We start from the raw sequence: 26,540 nt of genomic DNA on the forward strand, positions 1-26,540 counted from the left end.
GACCTGTCATTGAATAGATGCACGATCATCATGACGGTAAAGCACAGTATATACATAGCTAGGTTCGAAGACGTACTTCTGATTCTTATATTGAATCGCTTCGTCTAACCCCACTTCCGCGAGTTGACGTCTCAAACGAGATATCGTTTGAGCAACCGTGTTAATCGGAGAGCGGTCCACCCGTCCTCTTATTTTAGATAAGCGCCACCCGTCAAAAGGTTCCTTAGCAGAATGTAAGACAAGGTCTCTCAACACATCTGCCTGAGTGTACGTAAGATTAGTGCTTCGGTATCCATGAAACAACTCAATTTCACGATCGTTGAAAAACAAAATCACTTGGGACGGATCCGGGCTTTCCACGATGGCTTCACACTCTTTTTTCGAACAGTACCCTTCCCCATCATTGGTCACTTTGACAAAGGCACGGGCTTCTAAGTAATTGTCGGACTCTAACAAGCGGCCATACAAATCAGATAAACCTTCAAAACCAAGGGGATCATAACGACCCTCCAGACCTAGGAGGTCCATTTTTTTATAGATTTCATAGGCTTGGTGAAGGGAACTATTGATCGCATATAAGTGTGCGTAATACAGCTGCCTCTCGTCCAAGCGATAAGCCTCCTCGGCGATATCCTGCAACTGAATAGCTTTTTCAAAATGAGAAGACGACGCTGCATACTCTTGATGACGGGAATAAAGAAACCCGAGACGATAATGAGCAATCGGAAGGCAGTTATGTAATGAGATGGCTTTTTTTAAAGAGTCAATCGCATCTCTCGTACGCTTCACATCACCCATCTTCAGGTATGCTCCATAATTGACGAGATTCTTGACCACCTTCCTCTGTACAAAAGCGACCGCTTCCCGCTCTTTTTCTTTTCTATAACGCTTAATCATCGCCTCATAGACCGAAATCAGTGAGCTATACCCATAGCCGTCCACCTCGATAAGTTCCTGCAGCCGTTCTTCTTCGTCCATCAGTTCATCCAATGTCATATCTCGTAAGCTCAACTCATTCACTCCTTTCACATTATCAATTATACCTTCAAGACTAGAGCAAGCCCTGAGATCAGTTCTGGCTGGATACAAAAAGAAAAGGGAATCTATCTTGTATAAGATTAGATCCCCTCTTCTTTTACATACTTCTATGAGAAACTACAAACGCAAGGTATTGTATCATCTTGCATATCCACATAATTATCTATACCTTCTTCATCCATTATTTCTCTATATTCCTTCATAGTGAAGCGCGCCCCGTCTCTCTTAAGAATTGATACGTCCTTATCAAAATACTTTCTAAACCTTTCTTCCATCTCTTCTTGTTCCTTATAACGTTCAGGCCAGACTTTATATAATCTTGCATAATGCCCTAAGCCTCCACGTACACATCTTCCTCCACAATTGGCGTGAGAAAAGCCCAGGTCGTACATTCTTGGCAGCTTAATTTTCCATTCACTTTCGATTATACTTTTCACATCAATATCTTCTCTATACGTGTCTATCATAGGGAAACGAGTTTCCACAGGTTCCAGCGGATGATGGCTATAGAAATTCTGAAGGTTTTCCATACGATGCTTCTCATGAGGACCAATGCCAAAATGCAAAATAGGCTCTAAGTTTTGCTCATCACGTAGATCCTCCAGGAACGTCAAAGTTTGATATACCTTTAATTCCTCAGAACATTTCGCTACTCTGGAATTACCTAAGAAACCATAATCATAAAATACTTCTTCTGGAGTACGTCCATCTACTACCTCTGTAATTTCAACTCCGATATACTCTGAAACCTCTTCCATAAACCGATAGTTGTCCTCGTCTTCCCAGAGAGTGTTAGTGAAAAATAACATACTATTTTCCCTACCATATGTTTGGACCATTTTGTATGCAACATAAGCACTCGATGCACCACCACTAAACATTGCAATGTGAACGGGTGTACGACCTGTTTGGTTTTCCATAATAATCCTCCTGTTTATTCAATAAAGTCTTCCATTAGCTGAACAATTAACGTTTCAATTTCATCGTTAGAAACTGTACGTCCTCCATTCTTCAAGATCCTATAAACATTGTCGTAAAGTGTCTTTGTTTTAGGAGACATCCTTACCTGTTTAACACTTTTCACTTTTCCATTATATTTTATCTCTGTTCCTTCGCTGGTATTAACATAAAGAGATTGTATATGACGTTGAATTTGTTCATAAAAAGTTTCCGTTGTAATATCAGACCAATTAGTAAGAGGAATACCAATCACTTCCACAGCTAGAAGTTCAATAAGATCTTCCTCGGCTGAATTCAAGACAGCATAAACTAGAGGGTTTTTCTTTTGTTGAAAACTGTCTTGGTTTTTAGCCCATCTCAAGAGTTCAGCATAGTTAGAACAATTTAACTTATGATAAATATAAGCTTCAAATTCATTTATTTTAAGAGGTATAAATGACTCTAAGCTTTTTTTATATTTTTCTAAGAAACTTTCGTCCTGGCTCCATTTTGTTTTAAGATATTGTACAGAAGCATTCGGATCAATTTCTGAATAACGAATATTTCGTTTAAAATCTATAAGTTCTCCAGTCATATTTTCTGATAGCTGAGTGTATTTAGGTAAGCTTCTGAGCCACTCTAATAATGCACTTGTTACTTTTAGAAATAAGGGCTTATCATCCATAGACTCATGTATATAATCAGCAAACACATCTTCAACGTACTCGAATAATAATCGATATTCTTCATTATAATCGTAGTACTGAACAGAAATTGTCTCTGGTTCGTTTTCTATCATATCGAAAATCTTCTCACCATTAATACCCGCTATGAACATATCATTTTTATATAACACAAGATTGTTCCATTTGTCTCTTAATAATCCCACTATTAAGATAGGTATAATTGGTTTCCTAACTCCATAAGGCTTGGACTGCACTACGTCAATTAATTGCTTCAAAGTACAAAATTCATTTTGAGCTAAGGTAAGTAACAATTTTTCTCTAATAGCCTTAATAGTTGGATGCGTTATTTCATTTAATTTTTCAATGTTTATACCATTATTTTTAAACACTGTAGCATAGATTAAATAATCTGGACCAGAACCTGTGATTCCAATGTTCTCTTCTGATGGATTACCTAGAATGCCATCTATCACATCTATTCCAGCTTTCCTTTGTACTCTACTGATTTTCCGTCTGTTAAAAGCATCATTCAAAATCTCTGGAGTTTGAGGGTATTTATCAATCATTAACTCTGTTAGCCTACGTTCGAGTTGTATACGACTCAATATATCATTTGATTTACCTTGGTGAATCCATGTTAAGCTTTCCGAAAAGCGATCATAAGCTTCAACTTTAGTGTATATTAAACTCTTAAGTTCTGTAATGCGAAATTCTAATTCCTCTATTACAGTTTGATCTTCTTTTGCTAATAAACCTTCTTCAAGTAGAACCTCACAAGTTTTCCATTCTTTTAGGTAAGGAGATACATTGTCTAATGATAAATCTCTTTCAATAACATAGAATGTGAATTCATCTTCATCACTCGCTACTTTATCTAGCAATGTGGAAATAGATGAGCGTTTCGGCAACACATAATTTATCAAGATGTCGGATTCGTCTATATCATTATTAGTCACATAGGATACATCATCTAATTTATCCTCAAAGAGGAAGTTCACTTTTGCGAATCTCGTCATACTCTTTTGATGATTATACTCGCTTGGTAAATAGAACTTATTGTGCATTAAAGACAACAAATAACTCTCTATTTCATCATCGCCCATCTTAACATCAAGAGCTCTTTGATTTATGGCATTTCTCAAATCAACACTGCTGCCATCGTAAAGTTCCCAGTGATCCTGTACGTAATTAAACCGAACTACTTTCTTATCAGATAACGACTGTAATTGCTCGGTGATATCCTTATTCATGGAAAAAGACAGGAATTCCTTAGTAATATTAAGCTTAGAATAAGAGTTAGTAATTTTAAGAATCAATAGCAAACGAATTATGTTCGTTTCTTCATTGGTTAATTTAGTCTTTTTGATAAGCCGATTGAAAAGAGCTATATCTTCACTGTAGTCTGAACCCATATTACCTCGGTCCATCTCGGGGAAGAAATAATCAAATAACTGATGTGGTAAATAATATTCATCAGTATTGATAATATGTTTCCTCAAACCTCCACTAATGTTACTTTCTAAGAAAGTAAATAGAGTTCGCTCATTCTGACCGTAAACTTTAGACAATTCTGGCAAAATAAATGTAGCTACTGGATGTAACGGATAGAATCCTTTAATGACCAGCTGTTCTACCTCAGTCATATTTAAATCTTGGAATAAAGGATACTTTCGTAACCTTTCCTTCATTTTAGATACATAACTACTATCTTGAGAGAAACTAGCTTCATCTAATATCTTTTGACCCAACCTTAAAAAAGTTGACCGGTCATTATCTATATGATACAAACTGTATCGTTTTTCTATTCGTTGAAACTCTTGCTGAAAATCTCTAGATAAATGAGAGAAATATTGTCTTAAGTTTTTATGTGCTATTAAAACATTATGAAGATTACTACTCTCTTCATTAGATAGCTCAGCAATATCTTGAAGATCCTGCATCGCTTCATTAATAGACTCTGAGTTTAAGTTCTGTAAGAAACGACCAAACTCGTCATATATAAGAATAATCCCCATGTTCTCATTGCTCAATTTACTCAGAACATATTTTAATTGCTCTACAAAATCCTGTGTCTCATAGTTTGTGAATTCTGTTCCAGCAGTTAAGGAAGGGAATATGTATTTAAACCAGTCAATTTCGTCTCGATTATAACTAAGGATCTCTAGTCTCCAAAGTTCATAATCTTTGTTACTCTCTTCAAGAAAGTGTTTGAATGCTTCAAAAGTCTTCGGAAAATCTTGCTCCCACATATCTATAGTGCTAGTTATTTTAGAAACTTCACCCGGTACTGTTATAGGGATCTTGTTGCGGTTCAAAGTCTTAAGTAATCCAGATAATACAGCCTCTCTAAAGCGACCCTCATACCCATTTAAAAAGACAGGTAAAAACTTTGTATTATTACTCTTAACATTTTTCAAATCTTTGTGTATTGAATCATCTACACTTTCATACTTATTAATTAAAGTTTGATAATCTTCATCTCTAATAAAATGTGAAGCTATTCCCGCTATTAATGTACCTATTAGTGACTTACCCGTTCCATATGGACCAACAATTATATGCGACTGTTGCGTATTGTTATTCAAACCACTTAGTAGACCTGCCATTGCACCTGCATGAGAAGGCGTAGGTAGATAGTAATCGAATAATTCACTCTTTGCAAAATCAAATTTCACATTTATGCTAGTTTTAAAATTCATAAAGCGACTTCTGCCTTTCTTTCATATTCAAACTGTAAAAATTCTAAAGGAGTAATATCTGGTAAACGTACGGTGTCTAAATTATTTGTCCTAATAAATGAAATTGAATGTTTCGGATGATCAGTTAACCGATTCAAAGAATCCACTACACTTGACCTGGACATATTAAAAACTCGCCCCCACAACCCCGGCTGATTTAATATTTCATCCACTAGCAAATCTTTAGTTTGATTCGTTTGAGCGTAATCTAAAAGAACATACATTAATGTTGTATATCCTATGTCCTTACCTTCTTTGAATACCTTTCTAACGCTATTTTGACTAACTTCTAATAAATTCAATACATGAAGAGGACTTTGGTTGACCTCTTCAGGGTCTTGAGAGTTTTGACCAGCTGTGTAAAGCTTAATTAAACAATCCACATCTCTTTTTAAAGAATTCTCTGACACTTTAATGTCCTTCTCAATATCTACCCATTCAATAAGGTCTTCTGAAATTCTATTTTTTGTAGTGAACGTTTCATTGTAAATATTAAAAAACCAATACCATGTAGTTGCAGGTTCAGTTCTACTTACAATGTAATAGTGTAATAAAGATAGAGTATCCCTCATTTGAATGTAAGGGTCATTATCTCGAACAAATTTTGAAAAATCTGTTATAAAATGACCTTTTTTTCGATCTTCTCTTATTCTTTCATCTACTAAGTTAGTGGCTAAAGCCCAAAACCGTAGTGATTTAACCATATTTTTACCTAATCCAACTTTCTCAAATGCATCTTTTCTATAGAAGAATCGATCGTCATTTGACACGTTTTTAAAAATCCTTTCTATCCATCTATCTCTTAAATAAAAACTTTGATGCTGTCCGAATGCCATATTTAAATTCCTTTCTTGCTGGAAGCAAAGCTCCAATGATAAAATCATTCCGGAAAAAGTGCACCTTATAAAAAGATGCACTCATAACTCAATTATTCTCAGTATATTCTTGGTTTTAAAAAGTTTATTTTAGTTCTAAAATTAAATGATCGGTGTACTACCTTTAAAAAAATGATCCTTTAGTAGTCATTATGTATGTAGTAAGGAGAAAAAAGTACTCCTTACTTAATTTTACCAAAAAAGAAACGAGAGTAAAATATCATTTTGCAAAATAAATAAAATAGGGGTGTCCCCCTTTAGATTCGATTCAAGCACTTAAGTTAAACCAAGACTATAACCTTTTATTTTGTTTAAATTGAAAAACACCTTTTAGTATTAGCAACTCAGCTTGCATCCTTTTTGAATTAAAAGTCCACGAAACAACCACAACCACCAATATCGAACATATCTACTTGCTCTCCACCTCGTTCTAGTTCATGTCTCAACTCTTTCAAAGTGAATGGCATTTTTGTAGAACGCTTTCTATAATATCCGGGTATAACAACCTCTTCAGCTTCCGCTTCTAACATCCCTTTTTCAAATTGGTCGTAGAGTTCTGAGTCCTTTTCTAATGTCTCTCGATCATATTTTTTAGGCTCAACCCACTCATCGATGGTCTTTGTCTTCGACAGGATTGATACATCTCTTCCGAGAAAATGCCTCATTTCTTGCTCTCTTTCCTCGTGGTACATGTATAACCTTGGTTTTACTTCCCATAACTGAGCGAAATGACCTTGGCCTGCTCGGACACAAAAACCACCACAATTGTTGTGACTAAAACCTTGTTCATATAATTTAGGACGTTCAATTTCCGTTTGTTCTAAAAGTTTTGCCATATCAATCTTTGTCCAAAGTGGTTCTTCACACATAGGAAATTCAACACGATATGGCGCCCAGTTTTTTTTAGGAGCTTTGACCCTATGCTCTTCTGTCCAATCAATACCTAAATACAGAGTACACTCTTCAGACGTGAAGTTTTCTTTTATCCACTTTTGAGACATTTTTTGCTTTAACTCATGGGAACAATTCGCAAGCCTACTATTTCCCAAAAACCTCACATCTTTGAAAACATCCCAAGGATCACGACCGTCATTTATCCATATAAAGTTAGGGTTTCGCTTGTTAGTGTCCTCAGACAATTGCTTTAGGAACAGTTTTCGATCCTCCATTGTCTCATGACTAGTCTCCGGAATATGCTTTGTTCTCTCAATTAAATCCGTTTGTTCGACTCCATACATCTCTTGGGTAGTCTCTAATAAGAAACGATACAGATCATCATCTTCAATCAGAGTATCAGTAAACAAGCAAATTACATCTTCCTTACCGTATCTATCTATAACACGTTTTGCTGTAGCCCAACTACCAAGTCCGCCACTATAAAAAACTATGTGTTTCATATTTCCCCCTATTTTATACCTATGAATTCTATATGACCCATGATCTACTCAATCATAACAGTTTCTAATTATAATGCGAGTCCTAATAAATTTCTATTATTTGGACTTAGTAAATACCTATTTGTAGATCTGCTAACTAGCCTAAAATTTTTCTCGTGTAATATGATACACCTACGCCTGGCAAACAAATATAACTGAGTTAAAGACCAATTTATTTATATAACAATATTTTCAAAACATGAGGGAGACTGGTTACTACCAATCTCCCTCACATTTAGTTTATACCTTGCAAGTCTTCAACATTCTCAAGGTCTGTTAATTCGCTTTTTATGCTCTCTAATAATCTCTCATACCTGTTACTCAGCAGTCGCTTGTGAAAATCATCCATCTCCTCATCTTCTGCTCTATTCCAATTCAAACCAATTGCATGTCCCCAAGAGGTGATATCGGACAAATAATTAAAATAATCCTCAGGAGATTTGTCTCTTATTTTAGAGTTTGAATAATCGGAAATGTAAGTTCTGTTTAAAGGACTATTCAGGATATTATCACTATTATTTCTTAACTCTTTAGCAGTCTTGTCAATGGTGTATCGAGCCCCTAGGGGATATATATGATGATCATGAACCTTCAATTGACGTTCTACACCATCCTCATGCTCTACATCGACCCCTTTTGCTATATCCCAGGCATTCAGCGGAATATTCCTATGCGGGTTAAAGTCTCTAGGTTGAGTACTAAGAACATACTCCAAGAGCCCCTTTCTAATAGCAGCAGGTACAACCTCACGCTCTTCAGATTCCAATAATAATACATCTCTATCAGAATATCCTTCGCTAGATAGTATTTTAGTGAACCTATACCTGAACGGATTCTCTCCTCCATTTACCCAATCATATAGAGACCTTATGTCTTCTATACATTGCTGGTTTTGCTTTTCTCTATAAGAACCACCAAACAAAGAGGCCCAATACCAATACTCTAGTTTTGCAATAGTGGATCTACTTTCCCAATGTTCTTCTTCTTTTAACACATATGCCAATGGTAATAACATCAACTTATAATTGAGATCGTTAATACTTAGCTTACCACATCTAAATTGCAAGAAAGCTAATGCTCGTACCAAGGATACAGTGGTTAATTCTGTGTTTTGGTTGATTTGGTCAGCGTTCAACTCTAAATGCTTCTCTTTTTTAATTAAGTCTACCTTAAAATTTGAGAAATCACCGTAGTCTACGTGTGAAAAAATTGAAAGTAGATTAAGATATTGTTCTCTTATTGGATTTACGATTTTTTTATCATCGATTGCCCCTATTTGCGTGGCTGCCCACTCTCTATTAACACTACCATTCAATGGATCAACTAAGCCGTCAGAAAGGTTAATAGGAGCACTTAGGGTTGATGCAATCCTTTGCGTTAATGTTCTTTCACTCCTATTACCAGCAGCTGCCTTAGCAACAATTAGATCATATGTATCAAGGCCTTTTCCACCCTTGTTAATATTCTCATAAATAGAAGTAGCTCTACTTATTTCATCAGATGGTAGTTGAATTACATGAAGCTCCTGATCAAGAACACCCTCTAAGTATTGAAGAACATCTTTTTTCCAATCAGCTGCTAATGAAGACCATGCATGTTCCAACTCAGTCTTCTCATCTGTGTCAAGCTGATCTCTACCTTCGTACGATACAACTTCTGGGTTTCTTTGCCCCATTAGTTCTGTAAGTGTTTTAGAGCCCTGCTCTACCTCAACCTTTAAGTCCTCAACTCTTGCTCTTGCAATTCTACCTAATGTGTACTCTAAAACAGTGTTAGATTGTTCATCAGAACTATACAATTCATAAAAAGGTATAATCCCTTCTTCTGCAGCGCACTTAGCAATTTCGTTTTTTAATGAAATTCCTTCAAGGTATTCACCATTTCTTACAATACTAAAGGCAGGGTGATGCCAAGCATCTTTGTTTCCTTTAATGATTTTTTTATATTCGATTTTGTCAAACACTTGTCCTGGTTCTAAACGATCCAACTTTTTGAAAGACAAATTTTCAAATCCAAAAATGTCTTCGTTATCGATTTTTTTAACGTTAATAAACCATCGATACCTTAACTTTTTATATAATTCATCATAATTGTGTTCCCATTGATCAGTAGTCCCATACAAATTTGAAAATATTGCTCTTAATGTTGAAGTCCTCTGCTGTCCATCTAAAAGGTACAGGCAATTTTCTGCTTGATCAAAATCCTCACTTTCATAACACAGCTGTCTTGTAGCAAACTCTCCTCTGTTCCCTTCTAGTAATAGCAACCCCCCTATAGGAAGCTTCACTAAAACAGTAGATAGTAGCAATTTTTGATCATATTCCTTCCATTCATACCCACGCTGGAAGTTTGGTAGTACTAACTTACCGTTTTCGTTATCTTTAAATAGCTCTCTCAGTGTCTTAGTATTATTCACATTGACCCTCCATACATCTATTTATTTACATTATTATACACCAGAACCATTAATATTATCGCTTACACAATTATTAAATTTCTAAACCTGAAAGTGTTACTACTTAAGCTTTCATAAAAATAAAATGGCAGTAGATAAAGGTACTTCGTATGGATACCCCTATGATGAACCTCCCCCTGATTCATATACGACCTCTTACTTTCAAGCTATTACTTCATAAGCTATTCTTTAATTAATGATTATTTTACGAATTCTTTCAGAATAATTAGGACGATCTAAAGAAAGCGCTTCTATTTCTAACTCTTTTACCCAATTTAGCAAGTTAGATAGATACTCTTTAACATCCTTGCGATATGGTGAGGGATCATCTATTAAAGAAGAATGTAGCTTTTTGGTTAGATATCCAAAATAAGCTTCTTCATCAAAAGCTTCCCATAGCCACCTATAAACTTTAGTTTTCATAAACCTATCTTTTATTAGATCCATATCCCCAGAATCTTTACTTGTAATTCCAAGAAGAGAACAATCTCTGCTATAGAGATCATATGGTGAACTGCTATAAAGCATCTCTGAACACCACATGTTATTCAAAGTTGTCATAGAATCATGTTGTTTATGAATGAAGTCATCCCATTGGGCATTTAAGAAATTCTCTTCTAAGTGTTTCGTTGCTCTTAACTGATCTTCCATACTCTTCTGAACGGTATTGTTCATTTTTGCCGAAGAATTAAAGAGACAATCCACTTTATCTATTTGATCTGAACCTAAGGTACCGTATACCACACTTTCAATATTCGGAGCTTTGGACAGTCCTAATCCAGAAAGTGTTACATTTGCACTCCCTAACACAAAAGAGGCTTCATCAAAGATCATAATCTTGGAGTGAAGATCGAAGTTAAAAAATAAATCCCAGTCGTTCTTTGAACAATACTCAATAAGTTCAAAATCTGAGCTCTTTGATATTATGTCATCCATTCTAAAGCGAACCAACAGCCGTTTCTTTTCTAAAGGGATACTTATTGTTTCATCAATTACTTTGAGTGCCTCAACTTTTACATAAGCTGAAACAACTGTTAGTTCACTCTCTGTTTTTTTAAGGTTCCGTAGTACGGTTTCAAGTATCTCTTCTGAGTGAAGAATAATGCTCATGATTCTACAATTCTTCCTCAGTCATAAAATTTTTAGCTATTCTTCCCCAATCTTTCCTAATATCTTGAATGATATCTTTCCTTTGACCGTCAGGGACTTCATCTTCAAATCTAGCCCATGCAGCCAATAGTAATCTCAAACCTTCTGAAGCTTTCTCTAAGCGTTTCTTGAGACTGTCTACGCTCTCATTTTCTGATCCATCATCCAATAGCACTTCAACTAAATTCTTATATGCGGGGTGTTCTCTGTTAATTGCGATGTTAATTGCGCCTCCACTTGGCCTAACGGTAAAGAATGCGTCACTTTCAAAAGAAAAATCTATAAAGGAGTACTTTAGATCGTGCTTAACTGTATATTCGGCTACCTGTCTAGCAGTTTGAGAATCTAGACCTTGGTTTTTTAAACCCGTCTCGATAGCATCTTGTCTTTCTTTTGGTGGATTTTTTTCATCTTTATCGCTCGCACCTGAATAACCGAGTTCTTTTCTTTGGTTTGTATGATCTGTTGCTTTTTTCTCAACACCGTTACCTGGATCTTCATACCTCTTTTTTCTATTGCCTTTATTTTGTCTATCGATACTCTTTCTCATTAGCTTTATCTTTTTATGAATAAAATCCCCAACAATTATCAAGGGCGCACGAGGATCCCCTTCTTCCTCATATTCATCTTGAATTTCATTGATGTTTCTTCCGTCTTTTTGCATCTTTTCAATATCTTCTACAATGCTTAAAATATCGGAGAAGTTTCTAGCTGTTTGTTTATTATTTGTTACACCCATAAGTTCATCAAGAGAAGGAGGGAATTCGACCTCTACACCCCACCACCTCTCAGTTGGAGTAGATTTAAGTACTAACGTTTGATCTAGTTCTAATTCTCGACCAGCCCTTACAACAGAAATTCCTACATTTTTTGCTGCGTGCTTACCATGAGGTTTACTACCGGCGGTACCTTCACGCGCTTCATCTTTTGCAATTGAAAGTCTAATAGACATTTCATGTTCTTCCCCATTAGCGTGAATGTAAAATTTCTTCTCGTGATTCTCTGATCCACCGTAAGGCTCAAACATTGCACTGTCAGTAAAAGGTTCGCGACAGCTGGTCTTCTCTATTAAATATCCTGGATCATTTGGTAGCGTAAGTCTCTCTAGCGAGAAAATAGTCGGTTTTGTTTCATCGAAAACTTTCAAGTTGATTTTCACTTTATCGTTCTCTAAGAACTTCCTATACATCCTCCCAATTAATAGCTCTGAATGAGAAACAAGAGTTTCACCTTTACTCCACATCATACGGTCTAGCTTAGACCAGACAACTAAAGTGCCGGATTCTCCTATATTACTTGCTGCTTCAACCCATTCATCAGGAACCGGCTGCTTAACAGGTAAAGGCATGTCACCTGCTTGATTATCTTTAACATTATCCACATCTAACGAAACCATTTGAGCGTTCTCAATACCACCTTGCCAACTCCAAACATCTACTCGTTTACCTTGAGAAATCGAAGACGCCGGTAGACCCATGCCGAACCTTCCCATCCCAGTCCTTTCTGATTTTTTTAACCTTGTCCCGTTACCAAATTGCAAAGACTTTGCCAATACCTCAGAATCCATCCCTGAACCATTATCTAGAATTGCTATTTTTTTCAGTCGCTTACTTTTCCTTTTTGATAATTGAATTTCTTCCTCTGAACATAACAATTCCACATCTGTAGCTCCAGCTTGAATAGAGTTGTCAATAAGTTCCGCAACTGCATAAGCAGTGTTCTTATATCCATTATCCCTCATTGCTTCAATCGCCAAATGTGCCGGAACATACGAATTATTCTTTGTTTCAATACTCATTCCAAACATCCTCCCAATTTACAAATGCTTCTGCGACCGATCCGAATCCGGGTAACCCCTGATCAATAACCGTTAAAATTTCAGCTTCCTTATTCCCACCAGCTTTTTCTCCTCGTATTGCACGACCTATCATTTGACTATACAACACCAACGAAATGGTTGGGCGAGCAATTATAGCGGCGCTGGTTTGAGGAGCATCAAACCCTGTGGTTAACACTCCATAATTACACAACACTTTCACATCTTCACCGTCATCTTTAAAGTCTTCAATAACATGCTTTCTTTTTGTAGGATTCGTGCTTCCAGTTAAAGAATAACTAGTAATCCCCATAGTTCTTAAGACAAATGAAATGCTCTCAGAAGAATTAACCGAAGGGGCGAATAAAATAATCCTCTTGTGGTTCTTTGCTAACTTCTTTGTTTCATGAATTACTTTAATATTTCTCTGTTCATCTTCTCCTAATCTGTCTAGAACGTCCTTCGGAATCTCAGAGAACCTTTCAAAGTCGTCACTTTGAAAAGAATCTCCATGATATACGAGTTCTTTGAAGTTCACTTTTGCAATATACCCCTCATCAACTAGATATTCGACGGGGTTTTCGTAACCATCAACTTCTAATATCACTTTTTTCTTCGAGAAAAAATCCGCTAATCTTTTATCTTCTTCTACATCGTCATACGTTCTGCCTGGTGTAGCACTTAACCCAAGTAACATTTTGTTATCGTCGTGTTCAAATAAAGTATCTAGCACATACCTATAGGTAGTTGCAATTGCCTGATGTGCCTCATCAACGATTATTAGTGACGTTTTATTAGCAAAATTGGCAATGAATTTATGACCATTAGAACGTTTGACTTTAGATGTGATTTTAGGAAATCCAACAACAACTAACCCTTCTGTAATATCTGAAGGTTCCAGGTCTTTATTGCCCCAATATCTATGTATATTAATAGGTCTGTTTCCCAAGTACCCCCAAGCTTTTTCAAATTCTTCTGCAGCTTGCTCACATAGTTCTTCACTAGCGGCTAACCACACTACTACTGTAGGTTCATTTTCTCTAAGATGATCAGCAATTATGTTCATGGTCGTCCTAGTCTTTCCAGATCCAGTAGGCATATGCAGTAACGTTTTCTTGGGAGACTCGTTAAGTAATTTTTTTACTTTCTTAGATGCATCTCTTTGGTGTTTAAATAGTGGGTATTGTCCGTTAGAGATAGTTAATGCCGTAGATTCCTCTTGTTGTTGAATAGGTGGAGGGGTTAGATTAAAGAAAGAAAATATTTCTCTCTCATCATCCGATCCTCGACTAAACCTCTTACTTTTGATTTTATGATAAATAGAGGGAATACTGCTATCAGAGTCGTATAAATCCAAAGCAAGTGCTAAGTGTTTAATTTCATCCTGTTTCAATAGATCAATTATTACACGTCTTAGATTCGGGTCTAACAACAAGTACTCTTTACCTTCCACCTCTCGAACTAGTTCCTTTAATTTACTATTATATTGGTACATATCATCTACTAATCGCAACATTTTTAGTGTCTGAGAACCAATTATTTGTTGAATTGTTATTTCGTCTGCCCTAGATAATACCTTTTCAACATAAAGCATTTAGTCACCTACTTTCTATCAACAACCTAAGGTATGCAACCCAATTGTATCAAAAGAAGTAACTTTATGGTATGAGGTGCGTATATTTAATTACGAAAACACAAGAAATCTTTAAATTATTAAGTCTTTTTGTTTACATTTCATCTATCTATTGTGTATTATGAATCAAATTAACTGAAATATAGGAATGTTTTTCATTCAATTCAACGGTAGGAGGGGTTTTAAATTTTTCGTCATAACAAATGGATTCATGCCATTAGGGAAGCACTTCAAAAGAATGGGGGTGTGGGTACTCTTGAAGAGGTGTACAGAGAAGTGGAAAAAAGTAGTTTAATAAATATAAATGAATTCACAGATTGGAAAGCCCAAATCCGCAAAAATATATACCTTCACTCAAGTGATTGTGAGATTTTCCGAGGTGAGCCGGGTGATCATATGGATATATTTTATGCTCCAGAAGGAAAAGGAAAAGGTAAGTGGGCACTTCGAGAATATAAAATTGATAATTAGAAATGTGCACATTAAATTAGTTAGTGGATTTACAAAGATCTTCATACCCAATAGCCTATGCATTAAAAGAGGCTTTTGGATATGAAGATGTATTGTGACTAGATTCAGAAATAATATTGTTCTATCTATTGTTTAAATTGTTATTGTTCTTTATAACGTTTATAAGGTCCTCAATGACTGTCTTTCTGTCAATTGCTTCACACTGGAAATGAACCCCCTTTAATACTGTTTTAGCAATGAATTTATCAGCTTTATAAATATCTACAAGCAAAGAAAGCTTCCCATAATTAATGTAAAAGATTTCTTTTCTAATCTGTTTCACCCCCCTGTATTGGGTCAGGTGAATCTATAACCTCTACTAGTAGTTCACCAGGAGAAACTTTAAGAGCATGAGCTATACGATACAACACAGGAAGTCTTGGACTCCTGATACCTCTCTCTATGAAGCTAATATATGTACGATCAATACCAGCTCGGAATGCAAGCTCTTCTTGGGATATCTCCTTACTCTTTCTCACGTGACGTATCTGATCACCGACAACTCTTCTTATTTTCTGATCATATGAAATTTCCATACTAAAATCTTCCGATTGCCGCCGTCATAAGACCACGTACGGAGAGTCACATTCAGTACAAAAAAACTTATATTAAAACATAAAGAAGTGAAAGAGGTGATTAAGGTGGCTGTTAACCGAAAGAAAAATTAATAGCCGAATTCACCTGAATTTCGAAGGTTGCACTGATGAAAAAGGGGAAAACATCTACCGCACTAAGTCTTTTAGCAATTCGTGAGTCGACACGTTATGACGAATTCATGATCTTCGAACCTTATTTAAATTAGGGGGATCGATGAATATGTAGTTCGCTTTCGTCACACAGATGTCGGCTTCCGATTACGATCGCTTTTTACCTGCTGCACCGTATAGAGGGTAAACCGGACTTAATGATCGAAAACAATTTGAATAGACTAGCCGTTATACACTGTTTGCATCGGGGATCAGGCAAAAAAACGCACTCTTCACAACCGCTTCACCAATTCCCTCGAACACTCCCCCACAGCCTCCATCTCTTCCTGGAAATGAACCGGGTGCACACCGCTCTTCGAAATCACTGCCATCACATTAGGCAGCACATCCAAGACATACACAGACCCATCACTGAAAGACGAAGCGAACTCCAACAGTTCTTCCCTTTTATTCACGAGATAGTTCACCTCACCTTGAAACCGCTGCTTCACTTCTTTCAAAATGGACGCATTCGCCTCCGTATCTTTGAATCGGTTCTCGATATCGGCCATCTTCCGTTGTTTGATGGTTTCCTTTTCGTACGTCACGTCGACGACTTTTTCGATCAGCGTCACCGTTGCTGAGTTCATTTCGTTTTCCTGCTTTTTTGAAAGCATGCGACGCACACTGTTGGATAGTCTTCCGCCTTGACCGGCGCCTGCGTAAGCTCCGACCATGGCTCCTGTGATGCCTCCGGCGGGTCCGAAAAGCAGGGTGCCGACGAGGATGCCTGTCTTTTGACCGAGGGCTCCTAAGACGACGCGTGAGGAGGTGTCGCTTACGACGTTGACGACGGCTTGGTTGATGACGACGTCGTCTTTGAACACGCGCTTGATGTTATAGATGGTGCTGATGCCCGCGCTGATCCAGGGAATTTCGAAGTCGAGCAGGTCGTCTGAATGGTCGAGGGTCGAGCTGGTGGCTGCATAGACTTCTTCTTGTGACACGCTTGAGACGTACACGTTCGGGTTCCCTTCGAAATGAGGGGCGAGCTCTTCATTCACATAGACCGGGATATCAGGATACGTCTCCAGGTGCTCCCGTACACCGTCAGGGTCTTGGAGGCTCTTCACTTGGAACGGCTGACCGTCGACTATGAGGTCGTAACCTGGTTGATTTGAGGCTCCAGGGAACTCGACATCGTGCCCCTTCGCCTCGAGTTCAGCCGCTACCATCTGCTCGGCCACGTATCCTTGCAGCTGTGCCATGTCGCCGGTTCGTACCGTCGTATCGATTGCTCCTGAGAACTGGCTGAGGGTGAACAGGGAGGACAAGTCGTCTGCTCTTGCAAAATCGACACCTTCGACGACTGTCGGGTTGATCATCACGTAGTCGTAGATGAATTCCCCTGCACTGACGGAGGTGATGGCACCTGTCTGCTTCATCTGTTCTGTGGTGCCGAATAGCATCGTCTGAAGACGAGGACCGGATTTCTTCTCTTCTTCAACGGCGCAGTGCAAAGCGTCGTCATACTGCCCTTTTTTCCAATAGGACCAAAATTCCTTGTTTGAAATCGACATGTTGAACGCCTCTTTCCTACATGGAAACAGCCAGATCTCTTAACCCGTGGTACTGCTTTTCCATGTTTTTGATTTTTTTGCTGATGAGGTGATGGGCACCGCGTAAGTTGTTGCATTCCTGTTCCAGCGCTTGTTTCTGATTCGATTCGACAGCTCTCTTCTCTTTCAAATCCTCGATGTGAAGGTCGAGAGCTTCGACGGCTTCGCGTTCTGCTCGTTTATAGGTGCCGGAAGCGTTAAGGACGTCATCGACGAGGCGATCCAACACTTCATCGCGCCTCTTTTCACAGCTGCGGATGTCCATCGAGCTTGAAAAATTCGAGAACGTGTTCCCTATTTGTTTCCAGACACCCGTATCGGCTTTCATCTTTTTCTTTTTCTGCTTCAAATCGGCGATGTGACGAGTGATTTCATGATATTCATCGGCGTGGTCCGTAAAGACGCGTCCGACTTCCAACCGCTTCAGATTAGCACCTTTCAAGGAAGATCGAATCTCCTGTCTGATGTCCGTGATTCGGCCGAATTCTCCGACGATTTTCATATCGATTGCGCGTATCGTTCGTTCGCGGAGCTTGATCTGACGCTCTTTCTCCTCCTGCTTCGCTTCGTTTTCCAGCAAAGCCGTTTGCCGCTGCACGTAATGCTGATAACGGCTTCCCCATTCCTTGATGAAGGGCTCGAACTCGACAGAATCTCCCCCTTCACTCATATAAGGAAGCGCCACCTGCATGACGGTGATCGGAAGCAGTTTTTTCTTCAAGGATTTATTTTGTTGATTGAAAATAAGGACGCCGCCCCCCAAAAGTAGCGGAATGATGAATAACGGGTTCGCTACGATGGCGATGGTGGAGGTGAGGCCTGTGTAAAATCCGAAGGGCAGTGTAAGACCCAAGAGACCGGCAAACGAAGCAATCAGTGAAGTGGCGGTCGTGTAGAACGCGAAGCCGCTCACTTCGACGATGATTGCGAATACAATGCTCGTCCCACTTGTTGCAATCGCTTTGCGGACGACTTCATTCGTCAGTTGATCTACCCCGAGCTTCTCCTTAATCTTCTCCTGCTTTTCCTTCGGGAGGCTCAAGATGTATTCGTTCACCTTCTGAGCGAACTTTGTCTGGTCTTCAATCGAGAAGCCGTCGAAGTTATCATCGAATTCACTGAAGACCTGCATCATCTGGAAATTCACCAGCTGCTGGAGCTCGGTCGTGTTGGACTGTTTTTCGGAAAAGGATCGGAATTTCTTATTCTGTTTCTGGAAGGTTGCGTAAGTCTGGCGCACAATCTCGTTACACTGGTCTTCGATTTCTTTCTGTACCGTATATTTTGTCCCTCTTAATTTCAATAGCTTGGTCATCTCTAAAAACAAATCGACCTGAAGCATCGCGTCGTCCATGGCTTCGACTTTCTTCATTTCTTTTTCCAAATGATTGGTGAAGTGATCGGTCTCTTCTTTCGTGAGAAAATCTTTTGTCTTGGATGACAGAAGCTGTGTAATGTTCGTCTTCAGTAATAAGGCATACACCATGCGAAGGTCTGTTCCTTTAAGGGAAACGAGGCTGTTCGCCAAAATTTTTCCGTCCAACGTATCCACTCCTTACGTGATTCTTTCTGTATACTATCGGGTTTTGGTTCTTATTGTTTAGGTCATATTGTTCACAAAAAACTCAGTCCTTCTAATAGACAAACCATTGTTTCATTCAGCTGTTGTCTGCGTGTATATTAACGTTTTATCTTCTTCTTAACTTCATACCGTAATAAGACCTAGCTGTTTCGAACTCTTAGCTACGTTGTGGCGTATCTAGTATGAAGCACACCTGTAAAGAATCCACGGGTTCAACCATCCAACGATGTCAAGCCTAGAAATAACGTAACATCTTCTCTATTATTGAAAATATGAACACAACTTTAGTAGGGGGATAATAAAACTAGTAATCTTTGTTCTGCAACAGTCTTTGATATGTTTCGACAGTTAGATCGATTGGATTCGTAGTATTAAGAGGAGGATGTAAATATGAATATAGACACGTATAAGACCGTTTTTTCTGACTATGAACTGGAGATCAACGAAAGCATCTCGCTCCACTTCTCATTTCTCGACGGGCATCGCTTGGAAATGGAAGGCGACCCGATGTTGAGTGAGGCGGAATTGATGAAGCTGAACGACTATATCAAGGAGTACAAGGAACGAAGACATCACCGCGACCAGCTCGTTCGAGAAGTGCTCGACTATGCTATTGCTCTTGAAACATTGCATGAAGTCCGCAGTCTATTCGAGAAAATTGAGCAAATGGAAGGCGTTTCTCTGGATGCATTCTGCCTGTCATTAGCTGAACGGGTCCCGCAATTTGTGAAGCCTCAATTGGAGAAGCTTAAGGTAGAGGTGTGGGATGAAATGTTGGTTGCCTATAATGATTGATATCGATAGAAAGACGGCTTCGATAGCGATTTTTTTTGAAACCTTTTAAATGCGAAAAAGAATGATAGACCCAATTTTTCTGACGTTTCTCCATATACGTTTCCGGGAAAGAGCGTAGCAGAACATTAAGAGGAGGAACCACAATGAATCAAGAACCAAATATCATCCATCACTACACAAAATTCGAACAGCTGGAAACAGGCTTAGACGAAAGCCAGCTCGCTTTCCCAGAATACGAACAGGTCCTGAGAGACTACTTACTCAGCCAGCCAAGAGAAACGATGGAATTCAAAAATGGCCGCGTCTCTGAGCAGGAGGATGGCAGCAGAACGGTACATACGGAATTTCATGATCACAATGGAGGGAACCTGATCCGACTTTGGGGGACGAAGACGGCAGAGGGGAATGTTTCTGAAATGGTGGTCGATGCTGTGAATGTGGAGACGAAAGAGCTCATGTATGAAAGGAAGTTAGCGTAAGACAAGGAAACACCCGCTTAAGTGCTGGTGTTTTTTTGTTCTGTTCATGAAGATGTCAGGCTTTAGAGCATAATTCCTTTCTTCTTTGCTTCTTCATCCTTCCCTGCTCCGATCGCTACTCCCTTCGTATCTTTATATACTGTTTTAAGGAGGTAAAGGTTTCAAAAACCCCATTATATAACCCGGAACTTTCACTCCTGTCAGTTATTAATACTAAAAAAGCCAAAGAATAAAGTAATGACCTTGTCCTCTGGCTTTTTCACGGTATGATGCTCTGATCAAACAAGAGTATGAACGACTTCTAACAAATTGTTCCAACAATCTGTGATAAATAAAAAATGGTGACCAAAACGAGTCACCATTTTTATGCTTGAGATATGATAGAGCAATATTCAATTGCCATCATATTTCTCACCATTTATGATACCGCTCTCCGTAATGAATATAAATGAGGTTTCATCCTACAAAATGCCCTTTACTAATAAAATTTTTAAGCTTAAATACTTTTCAATAGTATTCTTAATATCTCTTGAATTAGTTAAGTTCCCCAATTCAACAGATAGCTCGTCCACCATTTCTTTTCTACTAACCCCGGATAGTAACTCTTTATCCTCTTCAGGCAGGTTCTCAAAAGACTCCTCAAACCTCTTAGTCATAATCTCATTCTTTGCTTCGGGACTTAGGTCTGCAAATCTAATACACTCTGTAATCCTAGAAAAAATCGCAGGGCCTACACTGTTTTTTATTTCATCCTTTGTTGAGTAGTTAGAAGTCAAAATAAAGATTGAGTTATCTAATTCTGCTGAATAATTATTGTCTCTTATTCTACCTTCGTCAAAGAGCTCGTAAAATGCACTGTATAGATTAGGATGGACTTTATCAAATTCATCAAACAAAATGACATTGTTTTCTCTCGAGAGTAGGTCTTTTGCTAAGCTATCGTTCTGTGGGTCTGCTCCAAATAAAAATTTGTATGCATGCTCAGTCTGATACATTGATAATTGGAATCGCTTTATATGGTCATTTCCATACAAGGCTTCTGATAATATTTTAGCAGTTTCAGTTTTACCTACGGCTGGTGGACCATAAAACATAATGACGACTGGTCTCTTACTTTGTCTTATTCTAGAAACATTAACCACAGACAGCAATACATCAAGCACACGTTCCTGGCCAATTATTCTTTCTGTGTAAATTTCTTTTAGGCCTGATAACTTTTCAAAATCAACTTTTTCAAAATCATGATAAAAAACAGTGACTTCATGATTTCTTTGAAGTGACTCAACTATATTTATAGGGGGATTTTGAAAATAAATCTGATTACATTCTACATTTTTGAAAAGGAGCATTATGTTATTAATTAAATTAGTAGACATTGAGGAATATTCCTGCCTATAACAAACAATAGTTTCATACTCGTAAATTTTTGGCTTCCACTCAGAATCCTCAGTTCTAACAGTATAAGAATGCTCAGTTTCAAAGATTTGCATCATTACTTCGTTCATTGTAGTAAATGATGTACCATTGATATATTCTTGAAATGCATTGTCCGGCCCATTAAAAATTTTAATTTCCATCATTAGCAACTCCAGCAAGTATTACATCGTAAATACTTAATTTTTTTTCGTTATTATTTGGTAGTTCCTCATCTGTATGGCCTTGTTCTCGCCCCAAAATATTTTCAAAAGCACTTCTGGTATCAGTTTGCTGTACCTCACTTTGGTCCTCACTAAATTCAGCCTCCCAATCTAATTGAGATTCTGTACATTCCCCAACTTTTATTCCAACAATTTTTATATTCATTTTGGTTAAATCATTAAGCCTGTAGTTATTTCTTAATGCATCAAAGTTAAATCGAAATACTTTCCTATCTTCTTCAATAGAGACTAAATCGTAATATCCTTTTGCTTCACTAAATATTTGGTCTAGTGCACTAAGCTGAATTGGCATATCATTTCCTAGGGATTCCTCTCTAATTATTTTTAGCATTGGTGCTATCATTTTTAAGTAAGTGACTGAATCAGGTATGAATGCTAAACGGGTATTCGAGAAAATCCCGAAATTTTTTCTCGTATTTTCATCTCCATCTTTATCACCAAAGATTTCATCAATAAAATTGGAGAGGACTGTACTACTTACGGTTTCACTGATCTTTTTATCTTTATCCCGATTGTAAGATCCACTCCCCCCTATTTTCCCTTTCAAGCCAAATAAAGAATCTACTACAAAAGATAGAATTTTTGGGTCTGTAGAAGCTTCCGCACTTACTTCCCCCGCAATTTTCTTCACGCTTTGAATAATATCTGAAGAGACCTTATCATATCTTCCACCGTGAGCAGCCTCTAAATAATCTAAAGCAGAACCTTCATCAAAATAGACTATTTTTAGAAAGTGAGGTTGTGTACCTTTGTTCTTTGTCATACCAATCCACCTTTGCATAAAATGAATCCTGTTCTTCATTTCCAACTTATTCTATTTTATCATACGGTGGAATGATGAACTCTTTGAAAACAAATTCCAAAGAGTTAAGGTTTTTGGGTGATTCCTAGATTTCTAGTAGGTTTATATTACCTTCTAGATTTAAAAGAGTACTTATGGAAAAGAGATACTGGACTCAATTGTTTGAGGGAAGAGATATGAATGAACTCAATCCATCCACGGGTAAGTTTCTTCCGAAAGAATCTCACTCAGAGCAAAAAAATAAACAACTCGCTATCAGAAACAAGCAATATTTTTTACTGCTAGAGGTACTTTTGGGAAAGCCCTTTTTGCACCTAAACTTTTTGAAGGGTAGCTATTAGCGATAATTTAATGCAAATAATTCCTACCTGCAGGCTATATTTTCTTAAACTCTTTATATAAAAGGAGCTAGTATTAAGATACACTTACTACGGTTTTTTAGACACTTTGGAAGCAGAGCATATATCCTAGGTTCGCATGTAAAAAAGAAAATAATGATAAAGCACTCTTATCTAAAGAACTTAGATACAAATCGTATCTGCTTGAGCAGCAAGCACTTAGCATCTTAAATAAAGAAGTATTTCCCCTTTAAAAAAGTAGCTGTCTGTATTAGACAGCTACTTTTTTAAAAACCTCATTTACTTATGGTACGGCTCGTTCCGAATAATCTTAAACGCCCGGTACACCTGCTCCACCAACATCAGCCTCATCAGCTGGTGCGGGAACGTCATATTCGAGAACGACAGTCCGTAATCACTGCGCTCCAGCACCTCGTCACTCAAACCAAGCGATCCGCCAATGACAAACGCGACTTTGCTTTTGCCGTAGGTCGCCAGGTCATCGATTTTTTTGGCGAGCTTTTCGGAAGTGACCTGTTTGCCTTCGATTTCGAGTGTGATGACGTAGCTGTCCGGATTGATCTTCTGCAGGATGCGTTCGCCTTCTTTCTGCTTCACCTCGATCATTTGGGCTTCGCTCAAGTTTTCAGGTGCTTTTTCATCTGGGACTTCGATGACGTCTACTTTGGCATAGGGGCCAAGGCGTTTGACGTATTCGGCGATGCCTTGTTTGAGGTATTTTTCTTTCAGTTTTCCTACCGTAACAATCGTGATTTTCATGTGTGAATCCTCCGTAGTGTTTGTTGATTCAAGTGTATCATAGACGGGATGAGCTCGTTGCTTGGGCGGAGATTTCCCGGGAAATATTGTCGAAGGATACATATAAAAAATCCTCCCTGTCGAAGGGAGGATTGATTTATTTTCGGAACAATAGGGCGAAGAGCTTTTCGATTCCGCTCTTTTCTTTGACGGTCGCTTCGAGGCGTGTGTTGAAGTCGTTCTGTGCACGCCATACCTTCTGCTGTTCTTCGCGCATTTGTTCGATTTCTTTTTGAAGTTGGTCGTTCTTCTGCTTTTCTTCTTCCAGCATTTCTTCGTATTGCTTCTGCTGCTGGTCGATCAGCTTGTTCATTTTCTGGGTGGAGTTGCCGATGCCGGAGCTGATGACGTGGTGGTCTTGTCTCAGGCGGCCGACGTTCTCTTTCATTTCCGCCATATCGTTTGCCAGTTGGGTGTTCATTTCACGGGATGCCGCCAGTTCTTTGGAGATGAACATGAGAAGCTCGCGCATTTTCTGTGGATCTTCCATTGGCATATCGTATGTATCGGCAGTCGCTACATCGGTTGAACGGCTCGTCAGCCGATCCTGCTGAGAATCGACGAGCTCAAGGGCGATTTCCTCCAGAGGCTTGTCCGTATCGCGTATCGCTTTCAAAGCGTCTACATCGGATTGAACGAAAACTCGTCGTGTGCCGTTTTTGAAAAACTCGTACCCACTTCTTTCTAGGATCTGGCCATACTTCCTGACGGTCGGGGTGGCAATATTCAATTCTTCCGCTACTTCTTTCGTAGAATATGCTCGTTCATTCGGCTGTATATCGTGTCGCATACCGGACCTCCTCCTCTATCTTAAATATGCACGTTTTGAAGCGTTTTTTCAAGTGTATATCGTCATACGATACGAATTAATTTGCGCAGCATATCGCCGGCCGATACAAGCGCTATGTATCTGCTGTTTTTCGGTTTTTTCCGCCCTTTTTCGGGAATGTTTAGAAGAGGAAGGAGGAGACATCATGAGTTCTTGTGTCATCGTATGGTTTAGAAAAGATTTACGAGTACACGACCACCAGCCTTTGATCCGGGCAGCGAAGAGTGGTCGCCCTGTACTTGGCGTTTATATATTCGATCCAGAGGAGTATCAGGAGACAGCGTACGGTTTTCCGAAGACGGACCGCCACCGTGCTCAATTCATACGCGAAAGCGTAGACGATTTGAGAAACAACTTATCCGATATCGGTGTGCCGCTCCTTGTGCGATATGAGGACCCGGTCGATACGTTCACGTCCATCCAAGAGGAAGTGGACATTGAGTCCGTCTTTTTGCATGAGGAGATAGGCAGCGAAGAGCAGCGTGTTGAAGAGCGCGTGCGCGGATCGCTTCCCGATACGACCTTCACCGTCGACCACGGACGCAACCTCTATCACCCGGACGATCTCCCTTTTGACATACACGATCTACCCGATACGTTCTCTCAGTTCAGAAAACGGATTGAGAAGAACAATACAATGGTGCGCCCTTCTCTTACACCGCCGAAGGATGTGCAAGGCGCATCACTATCTCTCGATTACGGGGAGTGCCCTTCTTTATCAGCGCTCGGCTTGAAGGAGCTGGATCGGGAGCCTCGCTACCGGGGAGGATCTTCGAATGCGAAGGAGAGGCTTCTTGACTATATTTTTCATAAAGACCGCCTGAAGCATTACAAGGAAACGCGGAACGGCATGCTGAAGGAGGATGACTCATCGAAGTTCTCGCCATGGCTCGCCCACGGATGCTTGTCAGCGAAGGTCGTCTACGAGCAGATCCTTAAGTATGAACAGGAGAGTGTGAAAAACCGGTCCACCTACATGCTCTACTTCGAACTGTTGTGGCGCGATTACTTCCACCTCGTCCACCGCAAGCACGGGAACCGTATTTTCTTCCCCTCCGGCTTACGCGATCAGGACGTGCCGTGGAATGATAATCAGGAACATGCTGTCGCCTGGCGCGAAGGGCGAACCGGATATCCGCTCGTGGATGCCGCTATGCGGGAGCTGAAAGAGACCGGCTTCACATCCAACCGCGCCCGTCAGAATGTAGCCAGCTTTTTTACGAAAAACCTCGGACTCGACTGGCGTGAAGGAGCCGCCTGGTTCGAATCCCAGCTCGTCGATCACGACGTGGCCAGCAACTACGGAAACTGGCTGTATATCGCAGGAGTCGGGAACGATGCCGTCCAGTTCAGAGCCTTCAATGTAGAGAAGCAAGCGCAGGACTACGACCCGGAAGGTGCCTACCTCCGCCACTGGCTCCCAGAGCTTCGTGACGTACCGGTCCCATGGATCTTCAAGCCACGCGAAATGGGAATGGTCGAGCAGGAACAGTTCGGCGTCATGCTAGGAGAAGACTACCCGCTCCCGATCGTCGACCTTCTGTCCGCGATGCAGGAACGTAAGGCCGTGTTTTTGGAAGCGATGAACAAGTAGAGTGCCGGATGGTGCTCTACTTGTTTTCTTTTCCAGAGAGGCTTTCTATTCTTGGGCGCGACTT

The 26,540-nt window shown here is 39.2% G+C and carries 21 protein-coding genes; 5 read left to right on the forward strand and 16 right to left on the reverse strand.

What is annotated here, in order from left to right:
* Positions 1-6: 6 nt before the first annotated feature.
* From LCM20_RS16715 to LCM20_RS16755, 9 genes are all read right to left on the reverse strand, one after another.
* Positions 7-1,011: a hypothetical protein gene (locus tag LCM20_RS16715; RefSeq protein WP_225196639.1), complete on the reverse strand. Its 1,005-nt coding sequence runs from the start codon at positions 1,009-1,011 to the stop codon at positions 7-9.
* Positions 1,012-1,145: 134 nt separating this feature from the next.
* Positions 1,146-1,958, reverse strand: a complete 813-nt coding sequence (locus LCM20_RS16720; protein ID WP_225196640.1) for a hypothetical protein — start codon at positions 1,956-1,958, stop codon at positions 1,146-1,148.
* A gap of 14 nt (positions 1,959-1,972) precedes the next feature.
* Positions 1,973-5,338 (reverse strand): hypothetical protein, encoded by a 3,366-nt coding sequence (locus LCM20_RS16725; RefSeq protein ID WP_225196641.1) that lies wholly within the window; start codon positions 5,336-5,338, stop codon positions 1,973-1,975.
* A gap of 20 nt (positions 5,339-5,358) precedes the next feature.
* Positions 5,359-6,285: a DUF4007 family protein gene (locus LCM20_RS16730; RefSeq protein WP_225196642.1), complete on the reverse strand. Its 927-nt coding sequence runs from the start codon at positions 6,283-6,285 to the stop codon at positions 5,359-5,361.
* Positions 6,286-6,641: 356 nt separating this feature from the next.
* A complete protein-coding gene (locus tag LCM20_RS16735) occupies positions 6,642-7,673 on the reverse strand; it encodes a hypothetical protein (protein WP_225196643.1) in 1,032 nt (343 codons plus the stop codon).
* 274 nt (positions 7,674-7,947) lie between these two features.
* Positions 7,948-10,128: a DUF262 domain-containing protein gene (locus tag LCM20_RS16740; RefSeq protein WP_225196644.1), complete on the reverse strand. Its 2,181-nt coding sequence runs from the start codon at positions 10,126-10,128 to the stop codon at positions 7,948-7,950.
* A 228-nt stretch (positions 10,129-10,356) separates the two neighbouring features.
* A complete protein-coding gene (locus LCM20_RS16745; RefSeq protein WP_225196645.1) occupies positions 10,357-11,277 on the reverse strand; it encodes a hypothetical protein in 921 nt (306 codons plus the stop codon).
* Between the two features lie 4 nt (positions 11,278-11,281).
* Entirely contained in the window at positions 11,282-13,114 is a 1,833-nt protein-coding gene (locus tag LCM20_RS16750; protein WP_225196646.1) for an ATP-binding protein, read from the reverse strand.
* A complete protein-coding gene (locus LCM20_RS16755; RefSeq protein WP_225196647.1) occupies positions 13,104-14,726 on the reverse strand; it encodes a DEAD/DEAH box helicase in 1,623 nt (540 codons plus the stop codon). Before LCM20_RS16755 ends, LCM20_RS16750 begins: the two co-directional genes overlap by 11 nt.
* A gap of 315 nt (positions 14,727-15,041) precedes the next feature.
* Between LCM20_RS16755 and LCM20_RS16760 the strand changes: the two genes are divergently transcribed.
* The gene (locus LCM20_RS16760) at positions 15,042-15,236 is read left to right on the forward strand and encodes a hypothetical protein (RefSeq protein ID WP_225196648.1); all 195 of its coding nucleotides are present in this window, start codon (positions 15,042-15,044) and stop codon (positions 15,234-15,236) included.
* 308 nt (positions 15,237-15,544) lie between these two features.
* Here the strand turns inward: LCM20_RS16760 and LCM20_RS16765 are convergent, their stop codons facing one another.
* Positions 15,545-15,811, reverse strand: coding sequence for a helix-turn-helix domain-containing protein (locus LCM20_RS16765; RefSeq protein WP_225196649.1), 267 nt, complete (start codon positions 15,809-15,811; stop codon positions 15,545-15,547).
* A gap of 139 nt (positions 15,812-15,950) precedes the next feature.
* Here LCM20_RS16765 and LCM20_RS20270 point away from each other — a divergent pair, with 139 nt between their 5' ends.
* The gene (locus LCM20_RS20270; protein WP_225196663.1) at positions 15,951-16,028 is read left to right on the forward strand and encodes a DUF1659 domain-containing protein; all 78 of its coding nucleotides are present in this window, start codon (positions 15,951-15,953) and stop codon (positions 16,026-16,028) included.
* Positions 16,029-16,254: 226 nt separating this feature from the next.
* Here the strand turns inward: LCM20_RS20270 and LCM20_RS16775 are convergent, their stop codons facing one another.
* A complete protein-coding gene (locus LCM20_RS16775; RefSeq protein ID WP_225196650.1) occupies positions 16,255-17,541 on the reverse strand; it encodes a hypothetical protein in 1,287 nt (428 codons plus the stop codon).
* 16 nt (positions 17,542-17,557) lie between these two features.
* On the reverse strand, positions 17,558-19,123 hold the full coding sequence (locus LCM20_RS16780) for a hypothetical protein (protein WP_225196651.1): 1,566 nt from the start codon (positions 19,121-19,123) through the stop codon (positions 17,558-17,560).
* A gap of 429 nt (positions 19,124-19,552) precedes the next feature.
* On the opposite strand from LCM20_RS16780, the gene LCM20_RS16785 reads away from it, so the two are divergent.
* Positions 19,553-19,957: a hypothetical protein gene (locus tag LCM20_RS16785; protein ID WP_225196652.1), complete on the forward strand. Its 405-nt coding sequence runs from the start codon at positions 19,553-19,555 to the stop codon at positions 19,955-19,957.
* A gap of 143 nt (positions 19,958-20,100) precedes the next feature.
* Entirely contained in the window at positions 20,101-20,436 is a 336-nt protein-coding gene (locus tag LCM20_RS16790) for a hypothetical protein (protein WP_225196653.1), read from the forward strand.
* A gap of 461 nt (positions 20,437-20,897) precedes the next feature.
* On the opposite strand, the gene LCM20_RS16795 is transcribed toward LCM20_RS16790, so the two are convergent.
* The 4 genes from LCM20_RS16795 to LCM20_RS16810 all read right to left on the reverse strand — a co-directional run bounded on the left by LCM20_RS16795 (position 20,898) and on the right by LCM20_RS16810 (position 24,843).
* On the reverse strand, positions 20,898-22,013 hold the full coding sequence (locus LCM20_RS16795) for an AAA family ATPase (protein ID WP_225196654.1): 1,116 nt from the start codon (positions 22,011-22,013) through the stop codon (positions 20,898-20,900).
* Positions 22,003-22,857: a DUF6414 family protein gene (locus LCM20_RS16800; RefSeq protein ID WP_225196655.1), complete on the reverse strand. Its 855-nt coding sequence runs from the start codon at positions 22,855-22,857 to the stop codon at positions 22,003-22,005. Before LCM20_RS16800 ends, LCM20_RS16795 begins: the two co-directional genes overlap by 11 nt.
* A 677-nt stretch (positions 22,858-23,534) precedes the next feature.
* Positions 23,535-24,014 carry a 23S rRNA (pseudouridine(1915)-N(3))-methyltransferase RlmH gene (gene rlmH, locus LCM20_RS16805; protein ID WP_225196656.1) on the reverse strand — a complete coding sequence of 160 codons (480 nt, stop codon included), beginning with the start codon at positions 24,012-24,014 and terminating at the stop codon, positions 23,535-23,537.
* A 136-nt stretch (positions 24,015-24,150) separates the two neighbouring features.
* Entirely contained in the window at positions 24,151-24,843 is a 693-nt protein-coding gene (locus tag LCM20_RS16810; protein WP_225196657.1) for a hypothetical protein, read from the reverse strand.
* A 184-nt stretch (positions 24,844-25,027) separates the two neighbouring features.
* Between LCM20_RS16810 and LCM20_RS16815 the strand changes: the two genes are divergently transcribed.
* Positions 25,028-26,476, forward strand: a complete 1,449-nt coding sequence (locus tag LCM20_RS16815; RefSeq protein WP_225196658.1) for a DASH family cryptochrome — start codon at positions 25,028-25,030, stop codon at positions 26,474-26,476.
* The last annotated feature ends 64 nt before the right edge of the window (positions 26,477-26,540 follow it).

Source organism: Halobacillus litoralis (assembly GCF_020171725.1).
Classification (GTDB): domain Bacteria; phylum Bacillota; class Bacilli; order Bacillales; family Halobacillaceae; genus Halobacillus; species Halobacillus litoralis_F.